Source organism: Rhizobium sp. 11_C7_N12_5 (genome assembly GCF_051811145.1).
Lineage (GTDB): Bacteria > Pseudomonadota > Alphaproteobacteria > Rhizobiales > Rhizobiaceae > Rhizobium > Rhizobium lusitanum.
In genome coordinates this window covers 84767-100570 of record NZ_JBPWPY010000002.1, presented here as the reverse complement: position 1 = coordinate 100570, position 15804 = coordinate 84767, and the positions used below count along the sequence as shown (strand labels likewise).

Annotated in this window: 18 protein-coding genes and 1 pseudogene; 7 read left to right on the top strand and 12 right to left on the bottom strand. The window is 60.0% G+C overall.

Going from position 1 to position 15804, the window contains the following annotated elements:
- A complete protein-coding gene (locus tag AB8B29_RS19670; RefSeq protein WP_037192921.1) occupies nucleotides 1–330 on the top strand; it encodes a hypothetical protein in 330 nt (109 codons plus the stop codon).
- Nucleotides 327–1595 carry an MFS transporter gene (locus AB8B29_RS19665; RefSeq protein WP_051963323.1) on the top strand — a complete coding sequence of 423 codons (1269 nt, stop codon included), beginning with the start codon at nucleotides 327–329 and terminating at the stop codon, nucleotides 1593–1595. The genes AB8B29_RS19670 and AB8B29_RS19665 overlap by 4 nt, the downstream gene beginning before the upstream one ends.
- A gap of 22 nt (nucleotides 1596–1617) precedes the next feature.
- On the opposite strand, the gene AB8B29_RS19660 is transcribed toward AB8B29_RS19665, so the two are convergent.
- The 4 genes from AB8B29_RS19660 to AB8B29_RS19645 form a co-directional block, all read right to left on the bottom strand.
- On the bottom strand, nucleotides 1618–2877 hold the full coding sequence (locus AB8B29_RS19660) for an MFS transporter (protein ID WP_037192925.1): 1260 nt from the start codon (nucleotides 2875–2877) through the stop codon (nucleotides 1618–1620).
- Between the two features lie 316 nt (nucleotides 2878–3193).
- Nucleotides 3194–3310 carry a hypothetical protein gene (locus AB8B29_RS19655; RefSeq protein WP_439006909.1) on the bottom strand — a complete coding sequence of 39 codons (117 nt, stop codon included), beginning with the start codon at nucleotides 3308–3310 and terminating at the stop codon, nucleotides 3194–3196.
- Nucleotides 3311–3483: 173 nt separating this feature from the next.
- Entirely contained in the window at nucleotides 3484–4578 is a 1095-nt protein-coding gene (locus AB8B29_RS19650; protein ID WP_037192930.1) for a diguanylate cyclase, read from the bottom strand.
- Nucleotides 4579–4901: 323 nt separating this feature from the next.
- On the bottom strand, nucleotides 4902–5867 hold the full coding sequence (locus tag AB8B29_RS19645; RefSeq protein ID WP_037192933.1) for a GlxA family transcriptional regulator: 966 nt from the start codon (nucleotides 5865–5867) through the stop codon (nucleotides 4902–4904).
- Between the two features lie 123 nt (nucleotides 5868–5990).
- Here AB8B29_RS19645 and AB8B29_RS19640 point away from each other — a divergent pair, with 123 nt between their 5' ends.
- Complete coding sequence (locus AB8B29_RS19640) at nucleotides 5991–6785, top strand: SDR family NAD(P)-dependent oxidoreductase (protein WP_037192935.1); 795 nt, start codon at nucleotides 5991–5993, stop codon at nucleotides 6783–6785.
- A gap of 130 nt (nucleotides 6786–6915) precedes the next feature.
- On the opposite strand, the gene AB8B29_RS19635 is transcribed toward AB8B29_RS19640, so the two are convergent.
- Nucleotides 6916–7557, bottom strand: coding sequence for a dihydrofolate reductase family protein (locus AB8B29_RS19635; protein WP_037193338.1), 642 nt, complete (start codon nucleotides 7555–7557; stop codon nucleotides 6916–6918).
- Between the two features lie 211 nt (nucleotides 7558–7768).
- The gene (locus AB8B29_RS19630; RefSeq protein ID WP_037192937.1) at nucleotides 7769–8395 is read right to left on the bottom strand and encodes a TetR/AcrR family transcriptional regulator; all 627 of its coding nucleotides are present in this window, start codon (nucleotides 8393–8395) and stop codon (nucleotides 7769–7771) included.
- A gap of 114 nt (nucleotides 8396–8509) precedes the next feature.
- On the opposite strand from AB8B29_RS19630, the gene AB8B29_RS19625 reads away from it, so the two are divergent.
- The 3 genes from AB8B29_RS19625 to AB8B29_RS19615 all read left to right on the top strand — a co-directional run bounded on the left by AB8B29_RS19625 (nucleotide 8510) and on the right by AB8B29_RS19615 (nucleotide 11418).
- Nucleotides 8510–9265, top strand: a complete 756-nt coding sequence (locus AB8B29_RS19625) for an SDR family NAD(P)-dependent oxidoreductase (RefSeq protein WP_197072730.1) — start codon at nucleotides 8510–8512, stop codon at nucleotides 9263–9265.
- A 71-nt stretch (nucleotides 9266–9336) separates the two neighbouring features.
- The gene (locus tag AB8B29_RS19620) at nucleotides 9337–10368 is read left to right on the top strand and encodes an aldo/keto reductase (RefSeq protein WP_037192941.1); all 1032 of its coding nucleotides are present in this window, start codon (nucleotides 9337–9339) and stop codon (nucleotides 10366–10368) included.
- A 156-nt stretch (nucleotides 10369–10524) separates the two neighbouring features.
- Complete coding sequence (locus tag AB8B29_RS19615) at nucleotides 10525–11418, top strand: hypothetical protein (protein ID WP_037192943.1); 894 nt, start codon at nucleotides 10525–10527, stop codon at nucleotides 11416–11418.
- A gap of 20 nt (nucleotides 11419–11438) precedes the next feature.
- On the opposite strand, the gene AB8B29_RS19610 is transcribed toward AB8B29_RS19615, so the two are convergent.
- The 4 genes from AB8B29_RS19610 to AB8B29_RS19595 all read right to left on the bottom strand — a co-directional run bounded on the left by AB8B29_RS19610 (nucleotide 11439) and on the right by AB8B29_RS19595 (nucleotide 13466).
- A complete protein-coding gene (locus AB8B29_RS19610) occupies nucleotides 11439–11615 on the bottom strand; it encodes an SDR family oxidoreductase (RefSeq protein ID WP_234903856.1) in 177 nt (58 codons plus the stop codon).
- Nucleotides 11616–11621: 6 nt separating this feature from the next.
- Nucleotides 11622–11777: a hypothetical protein gene (locus AB8B29_RS19605; RefSeq protein WP_234903857.1), complete on the bottom strand. Its 156-nt coding sequence runs from the start codon at nucleotides 11775–11777 to the stop codon at nucleotides 11622–11624.
- 78 nt (nucleotides 11778–11855) lie between these two features.
- Entirely contained in the window at nucleotides 11856–12698 is an 843-nt protein-coding gene (locus AB8B29_RS19600; RefSeq protein ID WP_037192945.1) for an alpha/beta fold hydrolase, read from the bottom strand.
- Nucleotides 12699–12755: 57 nt separating this feature from the next.
- The gene (locus tag AB8B29_RS19595; protein ID WP_202032779.1) at nucleotides 12756–13466 is read right to left on the bottom strand and encodes an alpha/beta fold hydrolase; all 711 of its coding nucleotides are present in this window, start codon (nucleotides 13464–13466) and stop codon (nucleotides 12756–12758) included.
- A 165-nt stretch (nucleotides 13467–13631) separates the two neighbouring features.
- Between AB8B29_RS19595 and AB8B29_RS19590 the strand changes: the two genes are divergently transcribed.
- On the top strand, nucleotides 13632–14255 hold the full coding sequence (locus tag AB8B29_RS19590; protein ID WP_037192947.1) for a CGNR zinc finger domain-containing protein: 624 nt from the start codon (nucleotides 13632–13634) through the stop codon (nucleotides 14253–14255).
- Between the two features lie 232 nt (nucleotides 14256–14487).
- Here the strand turns inward: AB8B29_RS19590 and AB8B29_RS19585 are convergent.
- A pseudogene (locus AB8B29_RS19585) lies at nucleotides 14488–14616 on the bottom strand (AraC family transcriptional regulator); the annotation flags it as partial.
- Nucleotides 14617–14843: 227 nt separating this feature from the next.
- Nucleotides 14844–15512, bottom strand: a complete 669-nt coding sequence (locus AB8B29_RS19580; protein WP_037193346.1) for a GntR family transcriptional regulator — start codon at nucleotides 15510–15512, stop codon at nucleotides 14844–14846.
- Nucleotides 15513–15804: the final 292 nt, after the last annotated feature.

Genomic DNA, 15804 nt, shown 5'->3' with positions numbered 1-15804 from the left:
ATGTCGATCTCTCATCTCATATCCTATTTTTTCGGCGGCGCTTTCCTGATGAACGCTGTGCCGCATGTCGTCAGCGGCGTCATGGGCAAGCCGTTCCAAACCCCCTTCGCCAGGCCGCGGGGTGAAGGACACTCGTCCTCGACGACGAACGTGGTCTGGGGCTTCTTCAATCTCTTCATTGCTTATCTGCTCCTCGTACATATCGGCGGTTTCGCACTCGATGATGTGGGAGATGCCGCCGTTGCCAGCGTGGGCGCCTTCCTGCTCGCAGTGATGATGGCGTGGCATTTCGGTCGCTTCAACGGCGGCAATACGCCCAGCCGTCCATGAAGAAGAGCCCGCTCGCCGCCACCTTCCGGTCGATGCGGCATTTCAACTATCGCGTCTGGGCAGCGGGCTCGCTGGTCTCCAATATCGGCACCTGGGTTCAGCGCACGGCCCAGGACTGGCTGGTCTTTGCAGAGCTCACCCATCATGATGCCTCGGCCGTCGGCACCGTCATGGCGCTGCAATTCGCGCCGCAGCTGCTGCTGTTGCCCTGGACGGGATATGCGGCGGACCGTTTCAACCAGCGCAAACTCCTCATCGCCACCCAGGCCACGATGGGCGGCCTCTCCCTGGCGCTCGGCGCCCTAACCGTCCTCGGCATCGTGCAGCTGTGGCACGTCTACATCTTCGCCTTCCTATTCGGCAGCGCGGCTGCCCTCGATGCTCCCGTTCGCCAGACCTTCGTCGCCGAACTCGTCGGCGACGAGAACCTGTCAAATGCGGTTGCGCTCAATTCGACCTCCTTCAACGTCGCGCGCATGGTCGGTCCAGCTGTCTCCGGCGTTGTCATCGCAGCGATCGGTACGGGCTGGGCCTTCCTGATCAACGGCGTGTCCTTCGTGGCGGTGCTCGTCTCGCTCGCCTTCCTGCGCGTCGACCAATTGCGCTCGAATGCCAGGGTGATCCGCGCCAGGGGAAACTTCGTCGAAGGGCTCCGCTACGTCCGGAGCCGGGCGGACCTCAGGGCAATGTTGCTCATGCTGTTTCTGATCGGAACCTTTGGCCTGAATTTCCCGATCTTCATATCCGCGATGGCGGTCGGCATCTTCCACGCCGACGCTGCGGGATACGGCCTCCTGTCATCAATGATGGCGATTGGAACGATTACCGGCGCCCTCCTGAACGCCGGCCGTGAAAAGGTACGCTTCCAGGGCCTTCCTGTCGGCGCCGGTGTTTTCGGGATCGGCTGCACGCTGGCGGCGTTTGCTCCCGGCTATTGGCTATTTGCCGCCGCTCTCATCGTCACCGGCATTGCGGCGCTCACCTTCACCAATACCACGAACAGCCTCATGCAGCTTTCAACAGCGCCGGCCATGCGCGGAAGAGTGATGGCGCTGCGCGTCAGCATTGCACTCGGGGGTACGCCGATCGGCGCCCCGATCGTCGGCTGGGTGGCCGATCATTACGGCCCTCGCTGGGCGCTCGGCATCGGTGCCGCTTCAGGCTTTGCCGCCGCTATCGTCGGACTTTACGCCACGATGCGACAAGCCCGACGTGAGCGAACGGATGACGACATGCAGCCAACGCCAGATAGGCCAGGTTTATGACAGTGGCAATGAAAGATCGCCATCACGCTGACACGAGCTTGGTTATGCGTCTCTCGATCACGGCTGCGCCAAGTGCCGCCAACAACGCTAGCGACGCGGATGCCAGCATTGTTCCGAGAAGCACATAGGTCGCGCCCGAGCGATCGAGCAACAAGCCGGCAGCAGAGGCTATGAGCGCTCCACCGGCAATCCTCATCGCGGTGGCTAGCCCCATGGCCGTGCCGGAAAGATCGGCACGTATGGACAGTACACTGGCGTTGGCCGCGGGCATGGTCAGGCCGTTGCCTATGCCGATGAACATGCACGGGCCGAAGAACGCAAGAATATGCGTCGTGCCCAACATCGATAAGGCGAAGCCGATCAGCAATCCCAGGCAGGTCAAGAGACGTGCGACGATAACTGTTGTGCTCAGCGCATAGCGAGCGGCGTAGCGGCCGGTCAAATAGCTGCCGAGGATAAAGCCGGCCGGCGTCATGCCCATGTAAAAGCCAAGTTCCGCGCCGGACGCCCCAAGCGACTTGGCGACAACCAGCGGCGCACCTCCGAGAAAGATATAGAACGTCCCCATGGAGCAGGCCATGCACGCGGCATGGGCCCAGAACCGCGCCGAGCTTGCCAGCGTCCCATAGGCAGCGAGGTAGTTACCCCGCGGTCTTGTGGAACGTAAGGCCGTTTCCCTGACATCGCGCATCGACAATGCGAAAATAGCCGCGCCGAGGATAGCCAGAATAAAGAAATTCGCTCGCCATCCGAATAGTTCGTCCAGCAACCCACCCAACATCGGGCCAAGCATCGGCGCGACGGCCCAGCCCATGGCAAGATAGCCGAACCTGCTTGCGGCTTTGCGATCGCTCGAGGTTTCCCGGATGATGACGAGGGCAATGGAGAAGCAGGCATCGATGGACGCCTGCATCGCCCGACACAAAAGGAATACGCCGATATTGCCGGCAAGAGCACAGCCGGCAGAGGCGGCTATGAAGATGGAGACCGCGATCAATACGACCGGTCTGCGTCCATACCGATCCGACGCCGCGCCTGCTATGAGCGCGATCAGGGCGGTTACGATCGCGTATCCTGCGACCGAAAGATTGACGAGGGCGCGATCCGCCCGGAACTCAGCAGCGATATTCGGCAGCGACGGCAGGATCATGTTTACCGGCAGTACCGCAAGCGCCGAAAGCAATATGAGAGTTGTCAATCGCGGCGGAGCGGCAGCCGGAATTTTGTCCGTTTCTCCGGTCGATTGCGTGCGCGAAGTCTCAATGGAATGATTGCCCGTCATGGCTATGTCCGTCTTGTCAGTGGGGGGAGCGTGAAATCTGACGAGGCGCGGCCCGAATTGCGGGCATAAAAAAAGGCCCCGTCAGGAGCCTGCTTACCGCGCATGGGTGCTTTCGCCGGATGGCTACACCATCCTGCCCATGCGCCCTCTTACCACGACAAGAACCATTGCGATCTTCATGACATCACAGCTAACCAGAAATCCGCACGTCGTCAATGTACCATCCATGGCGGCTGCCGTTCAGGCCGCTGACACCTTGTTCAGCCAGGCTCTAGGAGCGCTGCCGAAGCATGAAAATTCTCGTCGTGGAAGACGATCAAAAGACCGCCGAATATATTTCGCGCGGCCTGGGAGAGGCGGATTTCTGTATGGTGTATTTCACCGAAACCCGCTCGCCGACCTTGAAGGTCTCAACCTCGATGTTTTCGGGCAGTTTGATGGTCGTGCCCGTGGACAGCGTGATCTGCGCGCTGTTCTGACGAGCAGCAGATCAACACCAATTGGGAAGATAGATCACGAGGAGGTCGTGAGCCTGGGCGAGCACATCATCTCATGCGGCCTCGTGGCCGCAACGACCCGCGTTCAATCGTCTCCTACCGATCGTCTTCAGGCGGCATTCGCCTTCTCCACACGATTTCTCCCGCCGGCCTTCGCACGATAGAGCGCCTTGTCGGCAGCCTCCAGCACATGTTTGAAGTCGGTGGCGGGTTCATCCGAACACGCAACGCCGATGCTTACGGTGACATTGATGGCATTGTTATCGAACGTCAGCACCGTCGCTTCGATATCCTTGCGGATCTTTTCGGCAACGATGGCAGCAGCCCTTGTGTCTGTATTTGGTAAGAGGACGACGATCTCCTCGCCGCCGTAGCGGGCAGCGATATCGGTCTTGCGCACGGTCTGCCGTATTATGTCCGCCACCCGGGCAAGGACCGTATCGCCAAAGGAGTGCCCGTAGCTGTCGTTGATCTTCTTGAAGTGATCGATATCGAGCATGATGATCGAAAAAGGGATACGCCGGGTTCCCGCTTCCTTGCTGCAGCGATCGCCTTCACGCTGCAGCACGCGGCGATTTGGCAGCCTTGTCAGCGGATCGACGCTGGCTTCGTTCTCGAGCACGCGTTGAATGCCGATACGATACCACTCCCGCTCAAGCAGATCCGACAGCAGGAGGACGCCGAGGAAATTGGTCGCCATCGCAGGAAGCGTCGCCGAAACGAGGAGCTGATGCGCGAGCGGCGAAGGCAGGAAAGCGAGAACAATAAGCGATGCGCCGGTCGCCAGGCCAAACAAGGCAGATCGTTTCCAGCCAGTCCCGATCCATTGGCGCGGCAGCAGCGTCAAGACATATCCGGTGGTCGCAACGGCCATGATACCCACCACGCCGCCGACAGCCCCGATGCCGCCGGCTGCGAAACGAAACAAGGCCATCATGATCACCGCCACCACAGTTCCGACCGGACCGCCATAGATCGGCGTAAGGACGAGCAGAACCGAGCGGCCGTCCTGAAAGACGCCAGGCATCCAACGAATGGGATCGCTCATCGACAGGATGCCGCCCACGCCGAACAGCAACCCGACAGCGACGGATTTCAAAACGCCGCGTTCGACCGTCCGGATGACCCAGGAAAAGGCGTAGACGATGACAGCCACTTGGCCCAGGACACGCACGAAAGAGGCAAAATGCGACTCGATTTCCACAATATTGATTTCCAGCCAAAACCGACCTGTTTGCTATCTATGTTTCCCGTCTGGCGCGGTGGTCAAGCTTCGCGTTCACTTCCTTATGACATTAGCTTCAGCAGTGGATTCGCATGGGCCACGGAATACACGGCGACCGCGGCTGTGTTTCAGAACGAATTGCAACTTCAACGACATACTCCCCTCGACGGCAATCAGCCGGGAGGTGTTTCCTCCGCGTCGAAACGCACGGACCGGGCATTCTGCTCGCCTGCAGCAGCCTGCCCCGATAATGGAGGCTTCCACGCAAGCGCCCGCTCAATCCACAGGCATGAGTTCATCTTTCATCGACCCGGAAGTAATACCTCCTCCTCGCCTTCGATCAGCCTGAGGCTGCGCCGCAAGCTCTGCGGCGGTTGGCCAAAGAAGCGAAGGAATGCGCGACGCATGCGGTCGCGATCGGCAAAACCAGTATCGCGCGCCACGACATCCATGGAGTGACGGCCTTCTTCGAGCATGATCTTGGCCGCCTCCAGCCTCAGCCGTTCGACGGCCTTGGCGGGCGACTGGCCGGTTTCCTCGCGAAAGATGCGGCTGAACTGACGCGCGCTAAGGCTTGCCGCCTCGGCTAGTTCCTCGACCGTCAGGGGATTGCGGAGATGCTCCTTGGCATGGACCAGGGCGCGACGAACCCGATCCGAACGCGGCTCCAGTTCCAACAGGGCCGAGAACTGCGACTGCCCGCCGGGGCGCCGATGATAAACAACCATTTTACGGGCGATCGCGCGGGCGAGTTCTACCCCGTGGTCGTCTTCGATCAGTGCCAGCGTCAGATCGATGGCGGAGCTCATGCCGGCCGAGGTCCAGATATTGCCATCGACAACGAAGATCCGGTCTTCATCCACCTTGATCGAGGGGAAGCGCTCCTGGAGAGTGCGGGCATGTATCCAGTGCGTGGTGGCAGTCCTGCCGTCGAGAAGCCCGGCCTCCGCCAAAAGGAATGCGCCGGTACATACGCCGGCGACACGACGCGACTCCAGGCCCGCAGCCGCAATGTAATTCCGAAGGGCGGGAGTGATGGGACGAGGCACCATTTCCCCGATCACCATGAGCGTATCGGGGAAGTCGCCCAGCGCCTGTGTCTCGATACCTATGCCGAGCGAAGAGCGGATCGTGCCTCCCCTCTCCGACATGACGCTCAATCGATAGGCTTCATGGCCGAGATCGGCATTGGCAAATTCAAACGCCGTCAGCGCCGCCATCCCCATCACTTGAAACCCGTCTTCCATGATGAAGCCGATCTGTCTCATGCGCATCTCCAGACGTTTGTCCGTTTTTGCCGGTTATATGACATTTGAGACATTGCCGTCCAGCGTTACCATTCTGTCATTCTTAAAAACAAAAACCCTTCGAAGCAGGACAAGGACAGTACAATGATCACCTCCCATGGAACCGTTCTCATCACCGGCGCATCGTCTGGCATCGGCGCCGTCTATGCTGACAGATTCGCAGCACGCGGCCACGATCTCATCCTCGTCGCACGCAATAGGCAAAAGCTCGACGCCGTCGCCGACAGGCTTGCCGGCCGGTACGGAGTGAAGGTTCGCACGATCGTCGCAGACCTGACCGATGGCGCCCAGCGCGACCAAGTCGAAGCGACCCTGAAAACGGACAGTACGATCACCCATCTCGTCAACAATGCCGGCTTCGGCAGCGCCGCACCGCTCGCCTCGGCATCGGTCGACGACATGCAAAGCATGATCGACATCAATGTTACGGCACTCACACGATTGACCTATGCCGCCGTGCCAGGGTTCGTTGCGCGTGGCAAAGGCACCATCATCAACATCTCCTCCATCGTCGCCATTGCGCCGGAGTTGCTGAACGGTGTTTACGGAGGGACGAAGGCATTCGTATTGTCTTTCAGCCATTCGCTGCGCAAGGAACTCAAAGACACCGGCGTTCATGTGCAGGTCGTGATGCCCGGCGCTACGGCGACTGAATTCTGGGATGTTGCCGGCTTGCCGTCCAGCAACTTGCCGAGCGAGTGGGTCATGTCAACCGAGGATCTCGTCGATGCGGCCCTCGTGGGCCTCGACCGGGCCGAGTTTGCAACGATACCCTCACTGATGGACGCGGCAGAATACGATGCCTGGGAAGCGACACGACAGGTTATGCTACCGCATCTTTCAAGCGCTGTTCAGGCCGAGCGCTACCGGTCAAAGTGATAGGGCCTAAGTGCATGGAGTGACCGATCGAGAAGCGCCGGATAACACCATGGCGCTTCAATATCGGGCTCACTCCTTCCGAATGAACTGGACAGGTTGGCATCCGGATTTCCGCGTCAACCTGGACTGCCTATTTGGTCAGAACGACATGGGTCGCATGAGCGGTTGCGACATGCTCGCTGACGCGGAAGCCAAGGGCGGGCAGGTCAATTCCCTCGAACATAGCCTCACCCTTGCCAAGCACGACCGGCGAGATTGCAAAATGGACCTCGTCAATCAGACCGGCACTCAGATATTGGCGCACTGTGCTGACGCCGCCGCCGATCTTCACATCCCTGCCACCGGCAGCAGCCTTTGCTTGCGCAAGCGCCGCCTCAATGCCGCCCGTGACGAAATGGAATGTCGTGCCGCCCTCCATCTCGATTGATGGGCGAGGATAATGCGTCAGTATGTAGGTTGGGGTATGGTATGGAGGATTATTTCCCCACCATCCTTTCCAGCTATCATCCGGCCATTCGCCGCGGATCGGGCCAAACATGTTTCGGCCAAGAATGAAGGCGCCGAAATTGGCCATCCCCCGCGCGGCATAGTCATCGTCCACATCGGTCGAGCCCTCCTCCTTCCCGAACATCTGCTGGAACGTGCGCGTGCGGAAAAACCAGCTGTGAAGCTCCATTCCACGCTTGCCCAGCGGATCATTGAGGCTCTGCTCGGGTCCCGCACCAAAACCGTCAACGGAGAGGGAAAATGCTGCAACTCGCACCTTGCTCATGACGTCCTCCATCTGATTGCATTTCGCAACTGACTATGATGTCGCATATCTGATGCAATAACGCAACTGGTTTTATTATCGAGACAGTTTTTTGAACTTCGTATATTTTTCTCGCTTCTGATGTTTTCGACATCAAAGCCGTTGCCCGGAAGAGCATAGGAACCGCTGCGGCGCTTGCTCAACACATGACGCACAGTAAACATGCGGCACGTTACCTAGGATTGTTCGCGCCCGCTCCGTAACGCAGGCCATCGATGAGCAGCGCTACCATCCGCCGCGCGTGATCAGGCCCGACATTATGGGCTGGCGTGCAGAGCCTTGCGACCGCATGCAGCAGGTCGTTCGGCTCGACCCCGGCCCGTATCTCGCCCGCCGCAGCGGCGGCATCCAGCAATGATTCCAGCGCTGGACGCAGCCGCTTGTCGAAATAGGCCGGCAAGGCTTCGTAGGCCGGATCGCCGGAATGAAGTGCAGCGGCCAATCCACGCTTGGCCGAGATGAAGTCGACAAAACGCTGCATCCACCGCGCCAGCGCTTCGCCGGGATCGTACTCCCCGGCCAAAACGGATGCCGCGTCCGCACAGGCATCGATCTCGCGACGGAAGACCGCCTTGATGAGGTCGGAGCGCTGCGGAAAGTGGCGATAGACCGTGCCGACGCCGACGCCGGCAGTCTTTGCGATTTCACGCACGGGAGCGTCCACCCCGGAAGCTGCGAACACCGCCATGGCCGCCCGCAGCAGCCCGTCGAGATTGCGCTGGGCGTCAGCGCGTACGCGCCGATCTGTCGAGCCCGTTGGCTCCCCGACATCATCCCGCTCGTCGATTTTATCGCTCATGCATTTTTCCATTTGCTAAACGGAACATTGTTCCGTATAAACCGGAATAGCGTTCCGTTTATCTTTCTAACACAGGACAGTGGCGCTTGCCACAGATCGCTGCGCCAAAGGAGAATGATTGTGCAGGACAAACCCGTCGCCCTCGTCACCGGGGCCAACCAAGGGATCGGTCTTCAAATCGCCAGGGAACTCGCGGCTAACGGCTACACTGTGCTCGTCGGATCGCGAAACCTCGAGCGTGGTGAAGAGGCAGCCAAAAGCATCGGAGCGGATGCCCGTGCCCTCCAGCTCGATGTCACCGATCAGGCCTCCATCGCCGCAGTAGCGGAGCGCATCCGGATCGAGCTTGGCCGCCTTGACCTGCTTGTCAACAACGCGGCCATCTCGCATGCGGGAAGGCCGGGCAGATCGCTCGCCGAGATACTGCAGTCGAGCCGCGCCAGCGTTGCGTCACTCGACGAGGTGCGCGCTGTTTTCGAGACGAATGTGTTCGGGGTCATTGCCGTCACACAGGCGATACTTCCTTTGCTGCGTGAAGCACCTGCAGGGCGCATCGTCAATGTAACGAGCGGCGTCGGCTCGCTGACGTTGAACGCTGACCCGAACTTTCCCTATCGCTCGGGATTCGGCGTCGTCTACGCCGCATCGAAGACTGCCCTCAATGCGATCACGCTTTCCTTCGCGATTGAACTCGAATCGACAAACATCAAGGTCAATGCCGCAGGTCCGGGCTTCACCGCAACCGCCCTCAACAACTTCGAGGGCATCGAGACGGTCGAACAGGGTGCCCGCAACCCCGTGCGCGTCGCCCTCGACGTGAACGGCCCGACGGGCACGTTTACGAGCGCGGAAGGCCCGCTCCCTTGGTGATGCGCGCGCGGGAAATTTGACGCAGCAGGTGGGCACCGCCCCGGATCACTGAACAGAAGAAGGAATAGACCATGCAATATCGCACGCTGGGAAAAACCGGCATCAAAGTCAGCCCTTATTGCCTCGGCGCGATGATGTTCGGCGCCGCCGGCAATCCCGATCACGACGAAGGCATCCGGATCATCCACAAGGCCCTGGATGCAGGCATCAACTTCATCGACACCGCCGATGCGTATAGCCGAGGTGAATCGGAAGAGATCGTGGGCAAGGCGCTCAAGGGCAGGCGCGATAATATCGTGCTGGCCACGAAGGCGCATATCCCGATGGGTGACGATCCTAACCAACAGGGCAATTCGCGGCGCTGGCTCATGCGCGCCGTGGAGGACTCCTTGCGCCGGTTGCAGACCGACCACATCGACCTCTTCCAGATCCATCGGCCGGCACCGGATACCGACATCGAGGAAACCCTTTCCGCCCTCACCGACCTGATGCGGGCGGGGAAAGTGCGCGCCATCGGCTCTTCGACATTCCCGGTCTCGGAGATCATCGAAGCGCAGTGGATCGCGGAACGGCGCGGGCTGGCGCGCTTCCGCACCGAACAGCCGCCCTATTCCATCCTGAACCGCGGCATCGAACGCGAGGTACTGCCTGCCTGTGAGCGCTACGGAATGGGTGCGATGGTCTGGAGCCCGCTGGCGATGGGCATGCTCACCGGCCGCTACCGCAAGGGCGAACCACAGCCCGATAGCGGACGCGCCAGACGTTTTCCGAAGCAGATGTCCGACGAACGCAGGCTGGACGCGGTCGAGCAGCTTATTCCCCTGGCGCAGGAAGCAGGGCTGCCGCTGGCGCATATGGCCTTGGGTTTCGTGATGGCACATCCCGGCGTCACATCCGCAATAATCGGTCCTCGCAAGATGGAGCACTTCGACGATCTGCTCGCGGCCTCCGAGGTCCGATTGACCGACGAGATCCTTGATCAGATCGACGCGATCGTCCCACCCGGCACCGATATCGGGCCGCTTGAGGCGAACTACAATCCGCCGGCGATTTTGAAGGCGGCGTTGCGCCGCAGGTCTATGACCGACCGCGCCGCCGCATAGGCAAGGCAAAGACCCCGTGTCCTGGAACCTTAGGACACGGCTGCCGGCCGGAGGAATACCATGAGGAGGAAGCTACATCGCTTGACATAAGCAGCACGGCCGAGAACATGGCGCGACTTTGTATTTGCCGATCTCCTCAATCAGAGAACCGTAAAGATGCGCTCCTTCCTGCTGTTGCCTCTCCTCTTCTCTTTCGCCCCTCTTTCCGCTGCGGCGGCCGGAACCCCATGTGCCGAGCTTGTCGACAGCAGCGCAGTCGTCCAACATAGGGATGGCTTTGCCATCTCCGAACTGCACGATGGCTGTGCGGTGACAAACGGACTTTTCAAGTCCGGCAACAGAATGGGATGGACTTTCGATCGCGCGGAATTGAAGGGCGACGACCTTGTCGCCTTCCTCAAGACCATCGCCAGCAAGCCCAACCATGTTCCCACCTGGGGACGATTCTCCGTCGAAGGCATGCGCTTTACACCGCTGTTGGACAATGCGCTTGCCAACTACATCGCCACGGCCCAGCAATGGCCGATGGATATTTCGGGCGCATTTCGCTTCGACCCCAAGGACGGCTATCTGGACATTCAGGAGTTGGACCTCACCAATCTACGCCTCGGCAAAGCGTCCCTATCGGCTGAGCTCACCCTGCCCAAAGACACGAATGTGCAGACATTGACCCAAGGCGGTTCTGTCGGCCTGACGCATCTGCGCTTCCGGCTCGATAATCAGGGTCTGTTCGAGGGAATGGCCGTCCCGTCGCTTGCCGCATTTCAACAGCAGCTGACGGGCGCGGACGATCCCGAGCAGGGCATCAACCAATTGCGCGGCAACGCCGTGGCGGCCCTACAGATTCTTCCGGACAACCAGATCGACGCGGAATCAAAAAAGGCCCTACTTCGCTTCGTGCAGGATCTGCCGCATCCGACGGGCTTCTTTACCCTCGATCTCGCCTTCGACAAACCCTTGCAAATCGGCTCGCTCGGTCTCGACGCCACACAACTGGCCCGGACCGCTTTGGCAGGTGCAAAGATTTCGGTCAGCTACAAAGCGCGCTGACGCCAAGCGGCGATCGGTCTTCAGATGGACTTCACCTCGCCGCCATCCATGTGCAAGGTCAAGCTGGTCATCCAACGCGCAGCCGGCGAGACCAGAAAGGCCATCAGTTCGGCAATCTCCTCTAGTTCGCCATAACGAGCGATGCCCGCCTCCTGCGGAAACCGGGTGGTTGCCTCCTCAAGGGTGACAGCGTGCAAAGGCGCTCAATGCTCGAGATAGGACCGGCGCCGACCGGTCATGACGGCTTTGGCCGTATGCGCGACAAGCACCAGCGCGGAAAAGTCTTTCCCGAGGCGGACGGCGCTTGCCTGGCCAATGCCCTGGCTGGCGTCCGTGATGATAGCGACTGAATGAGACATATCATCGTTCCCTATAAACGAAGGCTGGACGCACGCGATCACCCGCCGGCAGCGCGCCGGCGGGTGATCGTTCAGATCTCAGCCGAGGAAATCGCGGATAGCGGCGGCAATCTCGACCGCATGGGTTTCGAGCGCGAAGTGGCCGGTGTCGAAGAATTTGACGGTGGCGTCCGGAATATCCCGGCGGAAGGCTTCCGCTCCAGGCGGCAGGAAGAACGGATCGTTCTGGCCCCAGACCGCCAGGAAACGTGGCTTGTGGGTGCGGAAATAGGTCTGAAAGGCGGGATAGAGTGCCACATTGCTCTTGTAGTCGCCGAAGAGATCGAGCTGCACATCCACCGCACCCGGCCGCGTCATATAGAAACTGTCGAGTGAATAGCCGTCAGGAGAGACCTTGGCGATATCCGGGGCACCATGCGTGTACTGCCACGCTATCGATTCCGGTTCGAGGAAAGGCTTCAGCGCATTGCGATTTTCTTCCGACGCATCCTGCCAATAGGCCTGGATCGGGTTCCAGCCTTCGCTCAGGCCCTCTTCATAGGCATTGCCGTTCTGCGAAATGATCGCCGTAATCCGCTCCGGATGCTTTACCGCCAAGCGGAAACCGGTCGGCGCGCCGTAGTCGAAGACATAGACGGCATAGCGATCGAAACCGACGATCTCGGTAAAGCGATCGATTGTTTCGGCGATGCTGTCGAAGCTGTGGCCACGTCCCGGCAGGTCGGACTGGCCGAAACCTGGAAGGTCCGGCGCGATGATGTGATAGCGATCGGCGAGCAGGGGGATGAGATCGCGGAACATGTGGCCGGAGCTCGGGAAGCCGTGCAGCAGCAGGAGCTTCGGCTTATCAGGCGAACCCGCCTCGCGGTAGAAGACTTTGACGCCGTCGACGTTGATGGTGCGATAGCTGACGTTGGTCATGACAAGGTCCTTTCGTTAACCTTCTAATTCAATTTTTACCGGTTACTTTTCCCGCGTTCACGCGCCGGCCACTGCGGCGGCAGCATCGCGGATGACCTCGACGACAGCCTCGGGTGCTGTCGTCATCGGCGTATGATCGACCGGAAACGAGCGCTGCGTGGCCTGCATGCGCTCGGCCATGAAGTGTTGATTGGCAGCGCTGATCATTCGATCCTCTTCGGCGATCAGGAACCAGGCCGGACGGCCCTTCCAGAGCGGGCGCGGCACAGGAACGGTAATGCAGGCGGGCGATATCGGCCGCTGGGCGGCGGCGAGGACGGCCAGTTCCTCGCCCCTCGCATTCTGGGCATAGGCCGCTGCAAAGGCCTCATGGGGAAGGTAGATGAAGCCGTGGCTATCGGGCGCCAGCTTCGGCGCCTGCGGATGAGGTTCGCCGCGATAAAACACATCGGCCACAGTCTCGCCCTCCTCCGGTGCAAGCGCGGCAACATAGACCAGCGCCTTGACCTTCTCGCTCCGCACGCTGGCGATGACCGCTCCGGCATAGGCGTGGCCGACCAGAACGACCGGAGCCGTCACACGCTCCAAGGCGCGCTCCAGGGCGGCGATATCATCAGCAAACGAGGTCAGCGGCAGCGGGGCGGCAGTCACCGCAAAACCGCTGGCCGAAAGCGGAGCAATGACCTTTGCCCAACCCGAACCATCGCCCCACGCACCGTGGACGAGAACAATATCGACATTCTGCAAGGATATCTTCTGCGGTGACATCGGCCTTCTCCCTATGACCTGAAATTGAGTAACCATTTAAGATGCTCCAATGGGGTTACGCTCGACATGCGTAACTTGTCAAGAGCCTTTTAGCAGGTTATATGCTATTCATGTTTTCGAGAGGCAGCCTGGCGTCCATGCCCGGCCACCAAAACAGGAGCCGCAATGGACAACCACTCTCCGGCCATTTTCGTCGGCGACACGCTGGGGCTGGATTTTCTGAATTCAGTGGCGACACCCCTCGATGTCCAGGTCGACTGGATCGAGGACGGCGAAGGCCTGCTTCGCTGGCTGGAGCAGGCGGGGCTGGTGCCGCGCGAGACGCTGGAGGTGATACGCAGCCAAGCCCTGCCGGGCGAACTCGACAAGATCGCCGATCAGGCAAGGAGCCTGCGCGAGTGGTTCAGAACCTTCGTGCACGCACATAGGGGGCGGCCGCTGACAGCCGCAGCGCTGGACGAACTTGAGCCGCTGAACCGCTTGCTGGAGCGTGACGAAGGCTTCAGCCGGATCACGGCAAAACAGCCGGGCGAAGGCGGTGGCCTTGATTTTCAGTCGATGCGCAAGTGGCGCTCGCCGGAGGCGCTGCTTCTGCCGATCGGCGAAGCGCTCGGGCGCTTCGTCTGCACGGAGGATTTTTCAGACGTGAAGGCCTGCGAGGGGCATGCCTGCACCCTGCTCTTCGCCGACCATACGCGCGGCCACCGCAGGCGTTGGTGCAGCATGGCCATGTGCGGCAATCGCGCCAAGCAGACGGCCCATCGGCATCGGCTGAAGCAGGGTCAATAGGCGGCAAAGGGCCGATCGCGCCGCCTCTTTGCATGCCACAGATCGGGTCGAGCCGAACCCTGTTCGTCCCGGCGTGACGTCATCCCTGTGCCTGCCTCAAGCAGGTGGATCCGGGGCTCGGCAAGTGAAAACCGAACGAGATCCCCCTCCTTCGGGCTGCCTGCCGCCTTGACGAAAGTACGGACTTCGTTGCCGTACTTCGAACTCAGCGGAAGAGGACAGCAATTCCAGAAAGATGAATTTCGATTTCGGGGTGATAGTTCCAGGCGTTTCGCTCCCAGGGATAATCGTCCGCACGCCACAGGAAGGTCTCGTTCGCGTTCGTCACAATATGTTCGACGGCCGGGAGATTTGCTGACATTGCGGGCGGCTTCGCTCCCGATACACGCTTGCCTGCAGTAGGCCCAATGCTGAATCTCCTCGCGCTGTCGTTGAGATCTGTCAACATGGAATCCCAAAGATGCGGTGTTGCGACGGATCGCCAGGCGCGGGACGACCGGGCGGCGGTCCGGCCATATCGATTGTGTGGGAAAGCAGAGCTAACGGCACGACTGTGACCGCAAGAGCGGCCGAGACACGAAGAAACTATCAGTCTCCGGCAAAAACGATGCTGGCGTCGCTGACGATGGCGACATGCGAATAAGCGGCCTGGCTGGCAGCTGCAGCATCCGCACGCATGATTGCGGTCACGATGACATCATGCTCGCTGAAGGATTTGGCAAGGCGGCCCGGCAGACGAAACTGGGCACGACGGAAAGGTGCGAGCCTGGCGCGGGTCTGCGTTACCAGCTCGAAAATATGATCGTTGTGAGCGCCGCGATAGAGCTGGCTGTGGAACTCGGTATTGTAGGTGGCGTAGTCCTCCTCGGCGCCGGTACGCACGAGCCGCGCCGACGCACGGTGATCGAGCTCCAGTGTGCGGCGCTCATCAACCGTCATCCGCTCGGCGGACAGGCGCGCGCAGATCGCCTCAAGCTCCGCCATCGCCTCGAACATCGAATGCAGATAGGTGCCACTGACATTCGTCACCACGGCGCTGCGGTTCGGCTCCCGTCCGACCAGGCCCATGGCGCCAAGCTCCCGCAAGGCTTCCCGCACCGGCGTGCGCGACACCTCGAAACGGCCTGCCAACGATATTTCGTCGAGCTTCTCCCCCGGCAGAAGCACGCCCGTTACAATCATATCCGCAATGGAACGCACCATCTGCTCGACGGTCGTTCCGGCTCTGATCACTTCTCTGCGCTTGACTTGCTTCAAGGGGACGAATCTGCCTTCCAATTCTTGCATACAGATTTATGCCAGCGGTCCTCAAAGTCAATTGTTGAGTTAAACATATGTTTTTAAATAGTATTTATACGCTTTCTGCCGCTAGAGAAGCGGGATATCGGCTTAGTCTCTCTTTCTAAAGATTAAAAAAAGAGCATCACTTTCCGGAAAGCCTATTTTGCAGCAGAAATCTGCATACACTTTTCGCACGCCTTTTTGCTGCAGGAATTTATGTCATAAAAATCAATATTTTAAAATCTGGCATGGTGATTGCATACACTTT

What these genes read in the sequence shown, in the direction of transcription:
- AB8B29_RS19645 (WP_037192933.1), bottom strand. Translation starts at nt 5,867, where the DNA reads ATGAGACAGATCGGCTTCATCATGGAAGACGGGTTTCAAGTGATGGGG.
- AB8B29_RS19640 (WP_037192935.1), top strand. Translation starts at nt 5,991, where the DNA reads ATGATCACCTCCCATGGAACCGTTCTCATCACCGGCGCATCGTCTGGC.
- AB8B29_RS19590 (WP_037192947.1), top strand. Translation starts at nt 13,632, where the DNA reads ATGGACAACCACTCTCCGGCCATTTTCGTCGGCGACACGCTGGGGCTG.
- AB8B29_RS19660 (WP_037192925.1), bottom strand. Translation starts at nt 2,877, where the DNA reads ATGACGGGCAATCATTCCATTGAGACTTCGCGCACGCAATCGACCGGA.
- AB8B29_RS19665 (WP_051963323.1), top strand. Translation starts at nt 327, where the DNA reads ATGAAGAAGAGCCCGCTCGCCGCCACCTTCCGGTCGATGCGGCATTTC.
- AB8B29_RS19620 (WP_037192941.1), top strand. Translation starts at nt 9,337, where the DNA reads ATGCAATATCGCACGCTGGGAAAAACCGGCATCAAAGTCAGCCCTTAT.
- AB8B29_RS19605 (WP_234903857.1), bottom strand. Translation starts at nt 11,777, where the DNA reads ATGTCTCATTCAGTCGCTATCATCACGGACGCCAGCCAGGGCATTGGC.
- AB8B29_RS19615 (WP_037192943.1), top strand. Translation starts at nt 10,525, where the DNA reads ATGCGCTCCTTCCTGCTGTTGCCTCTCCTCTTCTCTTTCGCCCCTCTT.
- AB8B29_RS19630 (WP_037192937.1), bottom strand. Translation starts at nt 8,395, where the DNA reads ATGAGCGATAAAATCGACGAGCGGGATGATGTCGGGGAGCCAACGGGC.
- AB8B29_RS19635 (WP_037193338.1), bottom strand. Translation starts at nt 7,557, where the DNA reads ATGAGCAAGGTGCGAGTTGCAGCATTTTCCCTCTCCGTTGACGGTTTT.
- AB8B29_RS19595 (WP_202032779.1), bottom strand. Translation starts at nt 13,466, where the DNA reads ATGTCACCGCAGAAGATATCCTTGCAGAATGTCGATATTGTTCTCGTC.
- AB8B29_RS19625 (WP_197072730.1), top strand. Translation starts at nt 8,510, where the DNA reads ATGATTGTGCAGGACAAACCCGTCGCCCTCGTCACCGGGGCCAACCAA.
- AB8B29_RS19670 (WP_037192921.1), top strand. Translation starts at nt 1, where the DNA reads ATGTCGATCTCTCATCTCATATCCTATTTTTTCGGCGGCGCTTTCCTG.
- AB8B29_RS19600 (WP_037192945.1), bottom strand. Translation starts at nt 12,698, where the DNA reads ATGACCAACGTCAGCTATCGCACCATCAACGTCGACGGCGTCAAAGTC.